Source organism: Micromonospora mangrovicola (assembly GCF_047200535.1).
In the GTDB taxonomy this organism is placed as follows: domain Bacteria; phylum Actinomycetota; class Actinomycetes; order Mycobacteriales; family Micromonosporaceae; genus Micromonospora.
The window spans coordinates 15,272-31,842 of record NZ_JBJZOG010000017.1; the positions used below are offsets into that span (position 1 = coordinate 15,272).

Below are 16,571 nucleotides of genomic sequence, written 5' to 3' on the forward strand. Positions count from 1 at the left end.
CGCCGGGAGCGCGACCATGAAGATCGGAATTCTCTCGTACCACTTCCCGCCGGAGCCGGCGTTCATCCCCGGCAGCCTGGCGGAGGAACTGGCCGCCCGCGGCCACGAGGTGCGCGTGCTGACCGGGTTCCCGGACTACCCGGGCGGGCACGTCTACCCGGGCTGGCGGCAGCGTTGGCGACACCAGACACGCAGCGAGCGGCTTACCGTGCGCCGGGTACCCCGGTACACCGGCGGCGACGGGTCGACCCGGACGCGCATGGCCAGTTGGCTCTCGTTCGCCGGCAGCGTGGCGCTGACCGGGCGCCGCTACCTCAGCGACGTGGACGCCCTCTACGTCTTCCAGCTCCCCGCGGTCACCTTCGCCGCCGCCGGCCTGCTGCGGCTGCTCGGCCGGGTGCCGACCGTGCTGCACGTCCAGGACGTCTGGCCGGAGGAGGAGCCGGCCCGGCCCGGTGAGATCCGCCGGTGGTCGGGGCGGCTGGACGCCACCGTGCGCCGGCTCTACCAGGAGGCCGGGGGTGTCGCCGTGACCGCCCCCTCGATGCGGGAGCTGGTGGTCGCCGGCGGTGCCGACCCCGACCGGGTGGGCGTGGTGCTCAACTGGACCGACGAGCGGATCTTCCGGCCGACCCCGCCGAGCCGGGCCGCGCGGCGGCTGATCCGCCGCGACGGCCGGTGCGTGGTGATGCACGCGGGCACGATCGGCGTACGCCAGGGTCTGGAGACCGCGGTACGCGCCGCGGCCGCGCTGGGGGACCAGATGGACCTGGTCATGGTCGGCTCGGGTGCCGAGGAGCGGCGGGTGCGGGGGCTCGCCGCCGAACTCGGGGCGGAGAACGTCCGGTTCGTCGAGCGGCGCTCGCCGCTGGACATGCCGGAGCTGTACGCGGCGGCGGACTACCAGTTGGTCATGCTGCGCGACGTGCCCGAACTGCGGGGCACGGTGCCGGCCAAGCTCCAGGCGGCGCTCTCCTGCGCCGCCCCGGTGGTCGCCTCGGCCGGTGGCGACACGGTGGCGCTGGTGGAGCGGGCCCGGGCCGGGCTGTCCTGCCCGCCCGACGACTGGGCGGCGCTGGCGGACCGGTTCTGGCTGGCCTCGACGATCCCGCCTGCGGCGCGGGCGGAGATGGGCCGGCGCGGGCGGGACGTCTACCAGCGGGAGATGTCGCTGCGTGCCGGGGTTGACCGGATCGAGCAGCTGCTGCGCGACGTCTCCGCCCGCGCCGGCCGGGCGGCGCGGTAGCGGCGAGCCGAGACACCGCTTTAACAGTCATTCATGTCTGACCCGGACCCGGGAGAGTGGTGTGGCGGACAGGGGCGTGTCGCATCGGGCGCGGCGCGGTGGCCGGCGGCGACGCCGGGCACGCGTACGGCGGATCCTGCTCACCGGCCTGGTGGTGGTCTCGATGCTGCTCACGGCGGGCGGCTGGGTCGGCTTCCGGGGCTGGCAGGCCCGGGCGCACCTGCTCAACGCCGCGGCCCTGGCGAAGGAACTCAGCGTGGAGGTGGTGGGCGGCGACGCCGGCCGGGCCGGGCGCACGCTGGCGGCCCTGCAGGAGCAGGCCGGCGCCGCGCGGGCGGCGACCGGAGACCCCGCCTGGTGGCTCGGCCAGCGCACCCCGTACGCCGGTGACGACCTGTCCGCGGTGCGGCAGATCGCGGTGGCGGTGGACGAGTTGGCCCGGCTCGCCTTCCCACCCTGCTCCGGATCGACCTCGCCTCGCTGGTCCCCCGGGAGGGGCGTCTCGACCTGGGCCGGTTGCGGGCGGTCTCGGCCGAGGTCTCGGCCGCCGACCGGGCGGTCCGGGAGACCACCGGCCGGCTGGCCGCCGTGCCGACCGAGGGTCTCGTCGGCCAGGTCCGCGAGGCGCTCCTGGGGCTGCGCGCGGAGCTGGACCGCCTCGGTGACCTGACGGCCGCCGCGGACCAGGGTGCCCGGCTGCTGCCACCACTGCTCGGCGCCGACGGCCCGCGCAGCTACCTGCTCGTGTCGCAGAACCCCGCGGAGCTGCGGGCCACCGGCGGCATGTTCGGCGCGTACGCGGTCATCCGGGCCGAGGGTGGCCGGATCCGGATGACCGGCCAGGGGACGAGTGGCAGCCTCGGGCGGTTCGACCCCCCGCTGCGGGTGATCGAGCAGCTGCGCCGGCTCTGGCACGACCTGCCGGGGATCTATCCGGCCGACGTCAACCTCGGCCCGGACTTCCCGGCCGCGGCCGCGCTCTACCGGGAGATGGTCCGCCGGCGCACCGGGACGACCGTGGACGGGGTGCTCGCGGTTGACCCGGTGGTGCTGTCGTACCTGCTCGGCGTCATCGGTCCGGTGTCGGTGCCGGGCCGGCACGCCCTGGCCGGCGGCACCGTGGTCCGGACGCTGCTCAGCGACGCCTACCGGGACCTGGACATCCGCGCGCAGGACGAGTACTTCGCCGCCGCCGCCGCGGCGGTGTTCGACGCGCTCTTCACCAGGACGGTCGACCCGCGGGCGCTTTTGACCGTTTTCAACCGTTCTGTTATCGAACGGCGGATGTTGTTCTGGAGTGTCCACCCCGAGGAGCAGCGTGTCCTGGGCGACAGCCGGTTGGCCGGGAAGCTCCCCGAGAAGGACATCGTGCCGACGGTCGGCGTGTTCCTCAACGACGGCAGCGGCGCGAAGCTCGGCTACTACCTCAGGTTCTCGGCCACCCTGACGTCCGGCGACTGCCAGTCGGACGGGCGGCGGGAACTGCGGCTGCGGGTCACCGTGCACTCCACGGCACCGCCGTCCGGCCTGTCCAGGTCGGTCACCGGCCTCGCCATGTCCGGTGACCGGTACACCGCCCGCACCTTCGTGTCCGTGTACAGCCCCACCGGCGGTGCCGTGCTCGGCGGCCGGCTGGACGGGCGGGACGCCGCGATGGGCAGCGGGATGGACCGCCGCCGTCAGGTGGCGGTGGCGAACGTCGAGGTCGGCCCCGGGAGGACCGGGACCCTCGACGTCACGCTGCTCACCGGGACCACCACCGGAGGCGGTACGGCCGAACTGGTGCTCACCCCCACCGTCACCCCATGGACCACCCAAGTTGTAAGCGCACCAAGCTGTGATCAGTAGGGGGGATCCATCATGCGGCTATCCCGCATCATGGCGCTCACGGTCGGCCTGACCGTGGCCGCCGTGCCGAGCGCGGCGGGGGCGGCGCAGCCGCAACCTTCACCGTCGGTCAGCCAGTCCCAGCCGCCGTACGTGCCGCAGACGGCGCAGCTGACCGTCGACCCGACCAGCATCACCCTGGGCGCCACCGGCACGCTGACCGGCTCGGGCTTCACCCCGCACGAGTTCGTGGACCACGTGGTCAGCGTCTCGGCGCTGGCGGTGGCGGCGCCCGCGCGGCTGAGCAACGGCAGCACGGTCGGGCTGAGCCCGGTCGCGTACCTGCAGGCACCGCAGCCCGCCCCGCTGAACTTCAGCGTGCAGGCCGACGGCGACGGCAACTACACGGTGCAGTACCGGCCCACCCGGGTGGGTGTGCACACCTTCACCGCCACCGGACGGTCGTCGGGTCTGACCGACGACGCGGTGCTGACGGTGCGCAAGGCCGGGCCGCCCCGGCCACCACACGGTGGTGGCCACCTGCCGGTGACCGGCGCCAGCCTCAGCACGCCGGTGAAGCTCGGCGTGGGCCTGGCCGGTGGGGGCGCGGTGCTGGTGCTGCTCTCGCTGGCGTGGCGTCGCCGCTTCGGGATGGGCTCGCGCTGACCCGAGGCGCGCCGGGCAGGGCCCGGACCTTCCCCGGGTGCCGCCGCCCCGGCACAATGACCGGATGGACACAGGCGCGGCGTGGGCGGACCGGACCGGGCTGCTCGAACTGCCCGGCGGGGCCGCCGTCCGTGGCCGCCGGATCGCCGCCGCGACCCTCGCACCCGCCGACTTCGCCCTGCTCCTGGCGTCCGGGCCGACTCCGGGCTGGCCGCACCGGAGGATCCGCTGGCCCGACTTCTGGGTGCCGCTCGACGCGGCGGACGCGTTGGACGCGGTGCGGGAGGCGTGGCGGCGGGCGTACGCCGGACAACGGGTGGAGGTGGCCTGCCGGGGCGGCGTCGGCCGGACCGGCACCGTGCTCGCCGCGCTCGCCGTCCTCGACGGGCTGCCCCCGGAACGGGCGGTGGCCTGGGTGCGCGCGCACCACCATCCGCGCGCGGTGGAGACGCCCTGGCAGCGCCGCTGGCTGCGCCGGGTCGGCTGACCCCGGCCACCGACGCGGCCGGCACCACCGCCACCCAGCGGCGCCCGGGCCCAACCTCAGCGGGTCCGCGTCGGACCCGACCCGTCGCCCCTGGCGAACCGGGCCGCGTCGCGGTGCGACGGCCGGCGCGAGCGCGCCAGCCCGCGCATGTGTCCCTCGCCACGGCTCCGATTGCGCCGCCCGGCCGAGGGTAGGAGGGGCGGGACCCGACGTGGAGCGTGGAGCCTCCGGTCGGGTCGAGCCGGGTCCGGGTCCTGCCGGTCGCCGGCACGTCGGCGGACCGGCCGCCGACCGTGACGGTCACCGTCGCGCCTCCGCGAACAACCGGGCACCGCGTTCCGCCGTGCCTCGGGAAGGACACCGTGCGTCCCCTCATCGAACTCATCCGTGCCCGTGAGTCGTGGCTCTTCCTGGCCGTCGGCGCGGCCGTGGCGGTGGTCGGACACGCGCTGCTGGCCTTCCTGATCGGGCAGGGCTTCGCGCCGGCCGCCGCGAACGCGGTGCAGTTGGCGGTCACTCTCCAGCTCAGCTTCGTCGCCCACGACCTGCTCACCTGGCGTCGCCACACCGCCGGCCGGGCCCACCGGCGGGCCCGCCGGTGGCGCCGATTCCAGGCGACGCGGGGTGCCAGCGCACTGCTCAGCCTGGTGGCGTTCCCGTTCCTCGCCCCGGTCGTCGGCACCGGCGTCGCGTACTGGGGGCTGTTGGCCGTCGGCACCGCCGTCAACTACTGCTCCGACCGGTTCTGGTCGTTCTCCCACGAGGCTGGTATCCGCATGACCGAGACCCGTCACCACCCGCGTCACCGGGGCGTGCACCGCCGACCGACCCCGGCCGGCTGGCGGGTCGCGCGGCTGGTCGGCGCGCTCGCCGTGCTGTGCCTGCCGGCGGTCCTCTTCCTCGACCTCTTCCTCGTCGCGGTGTCGCTGTTCATGCTGGTCGTCGCGGTCACCACGCTGGCCTTCCAGCTCTACAAGTGGTGGCTGCCGGAGCACAACGACCCCGACCGGTACGGCGAACCGGACGAGCCCCGGCTGCCCGGCGTGATCCTGGTGCCGATGCGCCACGAGGAGGCCGTCGCCGGCCACACCCTGGAGCGGCTGGCCAACCTGCACCACCCCGACTACGTGGTGATGCCGATCATCGACCACCCGGACGACCCGGGCACGGCGGCGATCGCCCACGAAAAGGCGGCCCGCTATCCGGGGCGGGTGCTGGTGGCGCCGTACCCGGAGGACACCGACGTGCACAACAAGCCGATCGGGCTCAACGCCGCCGTCCGCGAACTGGACCGGCGCCGCATCCGATACGAGTGGATCGGCGTCGCGGACGCCGAGGACCTGTTCCATCCCGAACTGCTGCGTATGGTCGACTACCGGTTCCGGCGTACCGGCGCGGGGATCGTGCAGTGCGGCGTGCAGCTGATGAACTTCAGCGCCGACGCCCGTACGCTTCCGCTGCCCGCCGGCCGGCTGCCCCGGCTGCGGCGCTGGCTGCTGGCCAACACCTCCGGCTGGTGGCGGGCCGCCAACGTGCTCGAGTACTACAAGTGGTTCCAGTCCCGGCTCAAGTTGCAGGCCGCGACCAAGGTGATGCCGCTCGGCGGCAACACCGTCTTCTTCCGGCGCGAGTTCCTGGACGCGCTGCGCCGCCGGTACGGCGCGTACTGGGACGAGGACTGCCTCACCGAGGACTGCAAGATCGGGATGGTCGCCTCGGTGCTCGGCTACGACGTCGACGTCGTCTACGTCGACGAGATGGTCACCCGGGAGGAGACCCCGGACACGCTGCGTGGCCTGGTCCGCCAGCGGGTGCGCTGGATGCAGGGATTCATCCAGGTCTTCACCGAACGGGAGTGGCTGGCCCTGCCCCGGGCGTCGCAGAAGGTGCTCGCCGTCTACGTGCTCGGCTTTCAGTTCTTCCAGGCGTTCTCGGTGGTCTTCGCACCGGTGGCGCTGGCGCTCGCGCTGGCCCACAAATCGCCGGTCGTGGTAGCCCTGCTGGCCAGCGTGCCGCTCGGGATCAGCCTGCTCACCATCGCGCTGGACGTGCTGATGCTGCACCAGTTCGGCCGGACCTTCGGGCAGAAGGTGCGACTGCGCGACCACCTCGGGGTGGTCCTCGGCGGCTACCCGTACCAGGCGGTGCTCTCGGTGGCCGGGGTGTGGGCACTGCTGCGGCACGTGCTGGGGCGTACCAACTGGGTGAAGACCGCGCACAGCGGCGCGCACCTGGCCGCGGCGCCGGTGGGCGACGGTGGTCGGATCCCCGCGGGGGCGGTCGCGTGAGCCGCACCCTGGAAGCCCCCACGCTCGACCTGCGCGACGTCGCCGACGTCGACCGGGCGCTGCCGGCGCACCGGCGGGCGTTGATCGCGCTCCAGGTGTGGACCGCCCGGCACGCGCGCAGCATCGCCCTGCTGGTGCCGCTGCTCGTCCTGGTCGGCGCCGTGCACGCCGTCGGCATGTCCACCTTCCCCGGGTACGTCGACGACCCCGGCACCTACCTGTCCCAGGCCTGGTCACTGCGCTATGAGGGGCAACTCTCGCCCTACTCGTACTTCTACGACCACGCGCCCGGCGGCTGGATCCAGATCGCCGCATGGGCGGCGCTCACCGACGGCTTCGACCGCTACGACTCGGCGATCGCCTTCGGCAACGAGTGCATGCTGATCGCGCGGGTGGTCAGTGCCGGGCTGCTGTTCGCGCTGGCCCGCCGGCTCGGCCTGGGCCGGGTCGCCGCGTCGGTGGCGGTGCTGCTGTTCGGCCTCTCCCCACTCGCGGTGGTGTACGGCCGGTGGACCTTCCTCGACAACCTGGTCACCCCGTGGCTGCTGCTGGCGTTCGTGCTGGCGTACGCGCCCCGGCGCAGCCTCGCCGCCGGCATCGGCGCGGCGCTCGCCTTCGCCACGGCCGCCCTGACCAAGGAGACCACGCTGCTGCTGCTGCCCGCGTTCGGTTGGGCGCTGCTGCAGAACCTGGACCGGCGCAACCGGCCCCAGGTGCTGGTCACCGCCGGCTTCGCCGGCTTCCTGCTGATGGCGATGTATCCCCTCCTCGCCCTCTTCAAGGGCGAGCTGTTCGAGGGCCCGGGCCACAACAGCCTGCTCGGCACTGCCCGCTGGCAGCTGGCCGACCGGGCGGCGTCCGGATCCGTCCTCGACCCGGACAGCGCCACCTCCCACCAGCTGCACAACTGGCTCCAGTACGACCACTGGCTGCCGCTGCTCGGGCTGGCCGCACTGCCGGTGGCCCTGCTGGTACGCCGGCTGCGCCCGGCCGCGCTTGCCCTGGCCATCGGCTGGCTGGTCCTGGTCCGCGGCGGCTACGTGCCGTTCATGTACGTGATCAATCTGCTGCCCTGGAGCGCGCTGCTGGTCGCCGGAGCCGGTGCCGCCCTCGCCGGCACCCCCGGACTGGTCCCGACCGGCCGGCTGCGCCGCCGGGCCGCGGAGGGCTTCGGCTACGGCTTCCGGATCGCCACCGCGGTGATCCTGCTGGTCGGGCTGACCGGCGTCGCCACCGTCTCGTGGGCGCCGGAGTTGCGCGGGATGATGACCGTCAGCCAGGAACAGCCGCTGCGCTCGGCCACCAAATGGCTGGCGCGCAACGTGCCCCGGGACAAGACCCTGGTGGTGCACGACTCGATCTGGACCGACCTGGTGCAGCACTACGGCTACGACCCGCAGCCGATCATCGCCTACAAGCTGGACACCGACCCGGCGGTCCGCGCCGCCGTGAAGCGGATCGACTACCTCGTGGTGCCCGACTGGTACTACCGGACCGCCGACGCGGCGGAGAAGTACCCGACCCTGATGGAAGCCCGCAAGCACGCCGTACCGGTGGCCGCCTTCGGCACCGGCGACGACCGGGTGCAGGTGCTCCGGGTCAGCGACCGCTGGGAGCTGCCGTCGTGAGCCATCTCCGTGCCCTCCTCGCGTCCGCGCTCGTCGTCGGGCTGGCCGCCGGCTGCGCCCATCAGCCGGACCGCACCCTGCACCCCGACCCGTCGCCGGTGACCTACGCCCCGGAACGGCACCCGTTCCACGGCGCCACCCTCTACGTCGACCGGGACACCGCCGCGGCTCGCTGGCAGGCCACCCACGGTGGGTCGTGGCTGGACCCGGTCACCAGCCGGCCGCAGGCCCGCTGGGTCAACGACCCCCGGGACGTACCCGCCGTCGCGACCCTCGCGCGGCGGGCCGGGCAGCGCGGCGAGCTGCCGGTGGTGGTCGCGTACTGGATCCCGAACCGGGGGTGCGCCGGCTACCGCGAGGGCGCCCCGGACGCCGCGGCCTACCGCGACTACGTGGGAAAGCTGATCGGAGCGCTGGGGCGTACCCGGTCGGTGGTGGTGATGGAGCCGGACGCGATCGCCGCCGACTGCTTCGACGCGGCGCGGGGCAGGCTGATCGCCGAGGCCACCGAGCGGTTCGCCGCCGCCGGCCACGCCGTCTATTTGGACGCCGGGCACGCCCGTTGGCGCTCCACCGGGGAGACCGCCGAGCGGCTGCTCGCCGCCGGGATCACCGCCGCCGAGGGCTTCGCGGTCAACGTGTCGAACCGGCAGACCACGGCGGAGAGCTACCGCTGGGGACGGGAGCTGTCCGACCTGGTCGGTGGCCGGGAGTTCGTCATCGACACTTCCCGCAACGGCACCGGGCCGCCGCCCGACGAAGCCGGGCGCGACGACGAGTGGTGCAACCCGGCGCAGCAGGCGCTCGGGGAGTCGCCCCGCCCGGTCGGCGACCGGCCCGGCCTCGCCGCGCTGCTCTGGATCAAGGCGCCGGGGGAGTCCGACGGGAAGTGCGGCGGGGAGCGGACGTACCTGTTCACTCCCACCCAGGCCCGGACGCTGATCGTCGGAGCGGCGTGGCTGCCGGCGGCGCAGCGGGCGGCGGCGCGGGCCGCCCGCCCGGCCCCGGTGGTCGACGCCGGCTGACGGGCCCACCCCGGCGGCGCGACCGCGGCGACGGCACTCCTCGGCACCCTGCGTGGTCGGCCGGTGGACCTGGCGTGGTGACCGTGGCCGCTGTCACCGTCGATCGATCTTGCGGGTTAGTCTCCCTGGTCATGAGAGCTCGGGCCCTGGCCGCCGTGACCGCCGCCATCCTCCTGGGCACCGGAACAGCGGTTCCGGCCGCGTACGCCGCACCGACGGCGACCGCCGCCGCGCACGCCGTCCCCGGGCCGGTGCCCTGCCCCAAGGCGCCGGCGCCGAAGGTCTCCCGGCCGCCGCGGCCGGTGCCGCCGCCGAACGTGCCGGCCGATCGGGTCGTCGGCGGCGAACGGCTCGACACCCCGGGCCTGGTGGTGCAGGACGGCGCGCCCGCCCCGCCCGCCCTCACCGCGACGTCCTGGCTCGTCGCCGACCTCGACACCGGTGCCGTGCTGGGTGCCTGCGGCCCGCACGAGTACGGCACCCCGGCCAGCACCCAGAAGCTGCTGCTGGCGGCCACCATGCTGCCCCGGCTCGACCCGAAGCAGGTGGTGACCGTCACCCGGGGCGACCTGAACATCGTCCGGGGCAGCTCGGCCGTCGGCCTGCTCGTCGGCGGGAAGTACACCGTCGAGACGGTGTGGCTCGGACTGCTGCTCAATTCCGGCAACGAGGCGGCCAACGTGCTGGCCCGCCTCGGTGGCGGCGCCGACGGCGTGGCCGGCGGGGTCCGCGCGATGAACGAGGAGGCCCACCGGCTCGGCGCCCGGCAGACCCACGCCGTGACCCCGTCCGGGCTGGACGGAAAGGGGCAGTTCACCAGCGCGTACGACCTGGCGCTGATCGGGCGGGCCTGCTTCGCCAACCCGCTGTTCCGCCGCTACACGCTCACCGAGCGGACCCAGATCCCCGCCCAGCCCGCACTGAAGGCGGGCGGCTTCCAGATCCAGAACGAGAACCAGCTCATCTACCGCTATCCGGGCGCGCTCGGCGGCAAGACCGGCTTCACCGAACTCGCCCGGCACAGCTACGTCGGCGCCGCCCAGCGCAACGGCCGCCGGCTGGTGGTGACCCTCCTCGGCGCGGAGGGCCGCCCGCTGCGCGGCTGGCAGCAGGGCGCGCAGTTGCTCGACTGGGGGTTCTCCCTGCCGAAGGACGCCTCGGTCGGCCGGCTGGTCGAGCCCGGCGAGCTGGACGCGGCGGAGGCCGCCCCGGACGGCTCCTCGGCGGCGCCGACGCCCGCCGCGACACCCGAGTGGCGAGGGCCGGTCGGAACGGCGCTGCGACGGATGGCCGACGGTGACTGGACGGTGATCGCGCCGGCTGCCGGCCTGCTCGCCCTGACCGTCGGGGTCCTGGCCGCGGTGGTGGTCGCCCGCCGGGGCCGGCCCCGCCGGGTCGGCCGCCGCCGCGCCTGACCCGCGCCCGCACCGCCCGTCGCGGCGGGCGTCGGCCGGGCCGGCCACGGCCCGACCGTCCGGGCGGATCGGCGGCGTTGCCGCCCGGCACGGCGGCGGGTCGCCCTATGGTCGACTCATGCGGGACAGCGCGGCAGCAGTCGGGACGACGCCCGCACCCACCGGCGTCGGTCGTCCGCCCACCCCCCGCTGACGTCGGCGATGCCCCGGACCCACCGCCCGTCCCCGGCGCTGGTCCTCAGCCTGGTCCTCTCCGGAGGGCTGTTCGCGCTGGTCAGCGCCGGAGTCCGCCACCGCCCGCCCGGTCGCTGGGAGCGGGACCTCTTCACGCTGGTCAACCACGTTCCCGGGCCGGCCGCTCCGGCGCTGCTGCTGGTCATGCAGCTCGGGGCGTACCCGGCGATCCTGGTGGCCGCGGCGGTCGCCGCGGCGGCCCGGCAGTGGCGGCTGAGCCGCGACCTGCTGGTCGCCGGCAACCTGGCGTACTGGGGGGCGATGCTCGCCAAACTCGTGGTCGCGCGGGCCCGCCCCGCCGCCTACCTCGCCGACATCCGCTTCCACGAGACGATCACGGGGCGCTACGGCTACCCCTCCGGTCACGTGGCGGTGGTGACCGCGCTGGCGGCGGTGCTCGCCCCCGTCCTGCCCCGCCGGTTACGCGGGCTGGTCTGGCTCGCGGTCGCCGTCGTCGCGGTCGCCCGGATCTACGTCGGCGCGCACCTGCCGGTCGACGTGCTGGGCGGGTTCCTGGTCGGCTGGTTCGCCGCCAGCCTCACCCGGGTGCTGGTCGGGGACGTGGGGCCCAGCGGCACCGCGGGCCGGCTGCGGCAGGTGCTGCTCGGCAGGGGCATCCAGGCCGCCGAGTTGGTACCAATCGCCGGGGACGCCCGGGGCTCCCGCCCCTGGCAGGTCACCACCGTTGACGGCCGGCACCTCTTCGTCAAGGTGACCGGCGGCAGCCAGCGGGACGCCGACTGGCTCTACAAGCTCTACCGCCGGCTGCGCTACCGGGGCATCGGCGACGAGCCGCCGTACGTGACCGCGAAGCAGAAGAGCGAGCACGAGGCGTATCTGCTGCTGCGTGCCGAACGGGCCGGGGTACGGACGCCCCGGCTGGTCACCACCGCCACCGACCCGGCCGGGGACGCCCTGCTGGTACAGGAGTTCGTGCCCGGCCGGCCGCTCGACGCGCTCGACCCGGCCGCACTCGACCGGGACACCCTCGACGACATCTGCCGGCAGGTGGCCCGGCTGCACCGCGCCGGCCTGGCGCACCGGGACCTGCGGGCGGCCAACGTGCTGGTCGCCGACTCCACCGCCTGGCTGGTCGACCTGGGCTTCGGCACCGGCGAGGCATCCGCCGACCAGCAGGCCCGCGACCTGGTGGAACTCCTCGTCACCCTGGCCGCGCTGGCCGGTGTCCGGGAGGCGGTCGACGCCGCCGTCCGACAGCTCGGCGCCGGGCCGGTCGCGGACAGCCTGCCCTGGCTGCAACCCGCCCTGCTCTCCCGCGCCGGCCGCGCGCTGGCCGACACCCGCCCCGACCTGCTCGGCGACCTTCGGGAGGAGATCGCCCGACGCTGCCCCGGCCGGGGCGACCATCTGGCCCGGGTCGTCCGGATCACCCGTCGGGACGTGTTCCTGCTGATCATGCTCGGCCTGCTGGTGCACTTCCTGCTGCCACAGATCGGCCAGGTCCGTGCCGCGCTGCAGGCGGTGCTGCACGCCGACCCGCTCGTGGTGGCCGGTGTCCTGCTCGCCTCGGTCGCCACCTACCTGCTGAGCGCACAGGCGCTGCGGCTCGCCGCCGCCGGCCGGGTGCCGTTCGGCCGGACGCTCGCGGTCCAGGTGGCCGCGTCCTTCGTCAACCGGCTCGCCCCGGGCGCGGTCGGCGGTGCCGCGCTGAGCGTGCACTACCTGCGCCGGCAGGGGCTGTCGGTGCCGGCGGCGGCCACCGCGGTCGCCGTGGACCGGGTGGCCGGCGTGCTCGGGGTCGCGCTGCTGCTGCCCGCCCTGCTGCCGTTCGCCCGGGGCACCCGCCAGCACCTGATGAGCGCCGCCGCCGGGCGAGGGCTGGCCGTGCTGCTGGCCGTGCTGGCGGTGCTGCTGCTGGCCGCCGCGGCCTTCTCCGTACCCCGGTGGCGGGCCCGCGTCCGCGCGGCCCGGCGGCAGGCCGCGGACGCCCTGCGCGCGCTGGCCCGCAGCGGCCGGATCGGCCCGCTGCTCGTCGTCAGCGTGGCCCTCACGCTCGCCTACGGCGCGGCGCTCTGGCTGGCCCTGCTCGCCGTCGGCCTGCCGGCCGATCCGGCCCTGATCGCGCCGGTCGTGCTGGTCTGCGTGGTAGGGGAGGGGGTGTCCACGGCCGCGCCGACCCCCGGCGGTCTGGGCGCCACCGAGGCGGCCCTGGTCTCCGGACTGCTGATCTACGGTGTCCGGCCGGAGACCGCGGTGGCCGGGGTGCTGATCTACCGCCTGGCCACCTTCTGGCTGCCGGTGCTGCCAGGCTACGCGGCGCTGCGCCTGCTCGTCCGTCGGCACGCGGTGTGAGGGCGGGTCCGGACGGCGTGAATGCCGTGACCATGGGTAAGCGCCGCCGCATGGAGCACCCGGGCCGGATCGTGGTGGTCTCCGCGGACATCGGCGCCGGCCACGACGCGGCCGCCGCCGAGCTGGCGCGGCGGCTGCGCGACCGGGGCTTCGCCGTGGACCGGCTCAACCTGCTGGACGTGCTGCCGCGCCCGGTGCACTGGGCCTTCCGGGAGGCGTACCGGGGCATCCTGCGTTGGCTGCCCTGGGGTTACCACGTGCTGTTCGGGCTGACCAGCAGGTCCCGGTTGTCCGTTTCGGTGCTGCGTGCGCTGCTCCGGCCGGTTCGTCGCCGGATGCGCGGGTCGATTCCCCCGGACACCCGCGCGGTGGTGACCACCTACCCGTTCGCGAACCAGCTGCTCGGGCCGTTGCGCCGGCAGGGGCGGCTGGCGGTCCCGGTGATCACCTACGTGACCGATTTCGTGGTCCATCCGACCTGGCTCTCCCCGGGCGTGGACGTCTACTGCGCGGTCCGGCACGCCGAGGTGCAGCCGGCCGGGGCCGCGGCCGGCATCGACGTCACGGTGGTCCAACCGCTGCTGTCCCGGGCCTTCGCCCGCCCGGCACCCACCGACCGCCGGCACGCCCGGCAGCGCTTCGGGCTGCCCCCGGGCGACCGGCTGGCGCTGATCGTGGCCGGTTCCTGGGGCGCCGGGGACGTGGCGAGCACGGTGGCGGACGTCCGGGCGACCGGCTGTCGTCCCGTGGTGGTGTGCGGGCGCAACGAGGAGCTGCGGGACCGGTTGCGCGGCGACCACGAGCACGTCTTCGGCTGGGTGGACGACATGCCGACGCTGATGCGCGCGGTGGACGTGGTGGTGGAGAACTCGGGCGGCCTGACCTGCCAGGAGGCGCTCGCGTGCGGGGTGCCCGTGGTGACCTACCGGCCGATCCCCGGGCACGGCCGGGCGAACGCCGCGATCCTCGCCCGATCCGGCCTGACCCGGTGGGTGCCCGGGCGGGACCAGTTGGGGCCGGTGCTGGCCGCGTTGGCCGGCCGGGCGCCGCCGGCCGCTGCGGGCGGGAGCGTCGGCGACGCGGACCCACATCCGCACCTCGCGGAGACGGGGGATCCGGCGGGGCTGATCGCCGAGGCCGCGAGCCGCGCCGGTAGCGCCGGCACCGACGAGCGGCGCCGCGTCCTGGTCGACTCCGTCGGCGACGCCGTCGCGGTGGTCGCGGCCCTGCTCCAGGCCTCCGGCGGCAGCAGGTGAGGTGCGGCCCCGGGTGGGCCGCGGCCGTGTTGGCGCTTCCGGTGCTGCAGGCGGCGCCGGCGCTGACCGCCGTACCGGCCGCCCGGGCGCGGTTCCTGCCCCGGCTGCACGGTGTGGGCCGGCCGGACCGGGTCGCGCTTACCTTCGACGACGGCCCCGACCCGGAGTCCACCCCGCGCTTTCTGGAGGTGCTCGCCGCCCACCGGGTACGGGCCACCTTCTTCCTGCTCGGCACGATGCTCCGCCGCTCGCCGGACCTCGGCCGGCAGCTCGTCGACGCCGGTCACGAGGTGGCCGTGCACGGCTGGACGCACGACAACCTGCTGCTGCGCGGACCGGTGGCCACGCTGGGGGACCTGGCCCGCGCCCGGGCGCTGGTCGCCGAGGTCACCGGCCGGACACCCCGGTTCTTCCGCCCGCCGTACGGGGTGCTGACCGGGGCGGCGCTGCTGGCCGCGCGCCGGCTGCGGCTGGAGCCGGTGCTGTGGAGCTGCTGGGGGCGGGACTGGACCCGCTCGGCCACCGGCGACACGGTGTACCAGGCGGTCCGCGCCGGCCTCTCCGGCGGCGGCACCGTCCTGCTGCACGACTCCTCGTGCGCCGCCGCGCCCGGCGCCTGGCGGTCCGGCCTCGCCGCCCTGCCGGGGCTGTTGGCCGAGTGTCGCCGGCAGGGGTGGGTGGTCGGACCGCTGGGCGCGCACCGGGATCCGACCCGGTGACCCGCCCGCGCGGTGGTGGCCGGCACCGTCGCGGCGGCTGGCCGGCGGGAAGCGCCGGCCGTGGCCCGGTCGGTTGAACCGTGCCGACGGCGTGCGCCCGGCACGCCGTCGGGTCGCCCCTCCTGGCTGCCCGCTACGAACCTGATGACGTGGGCGACTCGGTGGTGTCGCCGTCGTCGGCGGGCCCGGGGACGGGCGGTACGGGTCGCCTGTCGCCTGATCCGTTCACGTCATCAGGTTCGTAGCCTCCCGACCAACTACTGTCCGGCGGTCCGGCGGGCGGCGCAACGGTCAGCCGGAGGCAAGGCGGACCGGCCCAGGCTCGGCGCGGACCGGTTCCGGGCGGGGCGGCCCGGGCGCCCGTCGAGCAGCTCCGGCACGGCCGCCGGCGGAATGCCCACCCCCGGGTCGACCACCTCCACCGGGGTCGTGCTGCTCACCGGACCCGGCGGGGATCGGGCCGCGCAGCTGCCGGGCGACCGCCGCGAACCAGCCGAGGTGCAGTCGGTCGCCGTCGGCCTGGAAGGCGGCACGGAGCCGGTGCCACGGCAGGCCGGGGTGCCGATGGTGCACGCCGTGCAGGTTGAAGGCGAGAACGAACAACTCCAGGAACCGGGGCAGCCGCAGGTTCATCGCCTCCAGCGGCCGGTCCAGCTCCGTCCCGTAGTGGTAGGCGTTGTCGGCGACGGAGACCAGCAGGGCCCGGCCGGCCACCGCGGCGAACAGCAGCCAGGCGTGCCGCCCGTACGCGACAACCGCGGCGCCGTGGCCGAGGACGATCGCGGCGGAGTCCCACCGGAAGGCGCGCAGGTGCCGCCGCCGGACGCCGTCGAGCAGCAGTCCGGCGACGCTGTCCGGCCCGTCGAGCCGGCGGGCCAGGCGGCGCCAGAGCGCGCCGGGGAGGGCGGCGAGCAGCACCGACGCCACCTCGAGCAGATAGAGCCCGCCGAGCAGCCGCAGGTGGTAGCCGACGGCGACGCCGGCCCGGCTCCGAGCGGCCGGGCCGTAGACCTCGGTCCGCTCGCGTTCGGTCCGGCTGTACCGGTGGTACAGCAGGTGTCCGGTCTTGAGCAGGGCGAACGGCGCCCCGTAGCCCAGGGCGAGGAGCCGGGCGCAACGGTCGTTCCAGCGCCCGTCGGGCAGGAGCAAGCCGTGGATCGCCTCGTGCACCAGCGACCAGTACGGCGTGGTGAGCAGCACCGTCGGCAGGAGCAGCCAGCCCCACCGGGGGTCGGCCGGCAGCAGGACGAGCGGCAGCAGCACGAGCTGCAGCAGGGTCGTGGCCAGCGCCGCGACGACGAGGAACGCGGAGGTCAGGTGCAGGGCCCGCGGGGTGGCCGGCTCACCGGTGCGCACACTCCAGCAAGGTACGGGGCCCCGGCCAGCCGGAGGCGTACGGCCCGCAACGAGCAGGTGCCGACGTGGGCGACGGCCGATGCCGCCCGGCCGGTCGGGTGTCGGCGGCTG

General features: G+C 75.3%; 13 protein-coding genes. 12 read left to right on the top strand and 1 reads right to left on the bottom strand.

Features of this window, described 5'->3' with window-relative positions; genetic code table 11:
* Positions 1-16 precede the first annotated feature (16 nt).
* From ACL02O_RS09820 to ACL02O_RS09875, 12 genes are all read left to right on the top strand, one after another.
* Complete coding sequence (locus ACL02O_RS09820) at positions 17-1,246, top strand: glycosyltransferase family 4 protein (protein ID WP_412817688.1); 1,230 nt, start codon at positions 17-19, stop codon at positions 1,244-1,246.
* A gap of 76 nt (positions 1,247-1,322) precedes the next feature.
* Positions 1,323-1,916, top strand: coding sequence for a hypothetical protein (locus ACL02O_RS09825; RefSeq protein WP_412817689.1), 594 nt, complete (start codon positions 1,323-1,325; stop codon positions 1,914-1,916).
* Positions 1,917-1,990: 74 nt separating this feature from the next.
* A complete protein-coding gene (locus ACL02O_RS09830) occupies positions 1,991-3,094 on the top strand; it encodes a DUF4012 domain-containing protein (RefSeq protein ID WP_412817745.1) in 1,104 nt (367 codons plus the stop codon).
* A gap of 12 nt (positions 3,095-3,106) precedes the next feature.
* Positions 3,107-3,739 carry a hypothetical protein gene (locus ACL02O_RS09835; protein ID WP_412817690.1) on the top strand — a complete coding sequence of 211 codons (633 nt, stop codon included), beginning with the start codon at positions 3,107-3,109 and terminating at the stop codon, positions 3,737-3,739.
* Between the two features lie 64 nt (positions 3,740-3,803).
* Entirely contained in the window at positions 3,804-4,226 is a 423-nt protein-coding gene (locus tag ACL02O_RS09840; protein ID WP_412817691.1) for a protein-tyrosine phosphatase family protein, read from the top strand.
* 362 nt (positions 4,227-4,588) lie between these two features.
* Positions 4,589-6,514 carry a glycosyltransferase gene (locus tag ACL02O_RS09845; protein ID WP_412817692.1) on the top strand — a complete coding sequence of 642 codons (1,926 nt, stop codon included), beginning with the start codon at positions 4,589-4,591 and terminating at the stop codon, positions 6,512-6,514.
* Positions 6,511-8,142, top strand: coding sequence for a glycosyltransferase family 39 protein (locus ACL02O_RS09850; RefSeq protein ID WP_412817693.1), 1,632 nt, complete (start codon positions 6,511-6,513; stop codon positions 8,140-8,142). The genes ACL02O_RS09845 and ACL02O_RS09850 overlap by 4 nt, the downstream gene beginning before the upstream one ends.
* A complete protein-coding gene (locus ACL02O_RS09855; protein WP_412817694.1) occupies positions 8,139-9,167 on the top strand; it encodes a glycoside hydrolase family 6 protein in 1,029 nt (342 codons plus the stop codon). Before ACL02O_RS09850 ends, ACL02O_RS09855 begins: the two co-directional genes overlap by 4 nt.
* A 131-nt stretch (positions 9,168-9,298) precedes the next feature.
* Complete coding sequence (locus ACL02O_RS09860) at positions 9,299-10,582, top strand: D-alanyl-D-alanine carboxypeptidase family protein (RefSeq protein WP_412817695.1); 1,284 nt, start codon at positions 9,299-9,301, stop codon at positions 10,580-10,582.
* Positions 10,583-10,783: 201 nt separating this feature from the next.
* Positions 10,784-13,129, top strand: a complete 2,346-nt coding sequence (locus ACL02O_RS09865; protein WP_412817696.1) for a flippase-like domain-containing protein — start codon at positions 10,784-10,786, stop codon at positions 13,127-13,129.
* Between the two features lie 32 nt (positions 13,130-13,161).
* On the top strand, positions 13,162-14,385 hold the full coding sequence (locus ACL02O_RS09870) for an MGDG synthase family glycosyltransferase (RefSeq protein WP_412817746.1): 1,224 nt from the start codon (positions 13,162-13,164) through the stop codon (positions 14,383-14,385).
* A 26-nt stretch (positions 14,386-14,411) separates the two neighbouring features.
* A complete protein-coding gene (locus tag ACL02O_RS09875) occupies positions 14,412-15,104 on the top strand; it encodes a polysaccharide deacetylase family protein (RefSeq protein WP_412817697.1) in 693 nt (230 codons plus the stop codon).
* Between the two features lie 291 nt (positions 15,105-15,395).
* Here ACL02O_RS09875 and ACL02O_RS09880 read toward each other — a convergent pair whose 3' ends face one another.
* Positions 15,396-16,460 carry a fatty acid desaturase gene (locus ACL02O_RS09880; RefSeq protein ID WP_412817698.1) on the bottom strand — a complete coding sequence of 355 codons (1,065 nt, stop codon included), beginning with the start codon at positions 16,458-16,460 and terminating at the stop codon, positions 15,396-15,398.
* Positions 16,461-16,571 lie beyond the last annotated feature (111 nt).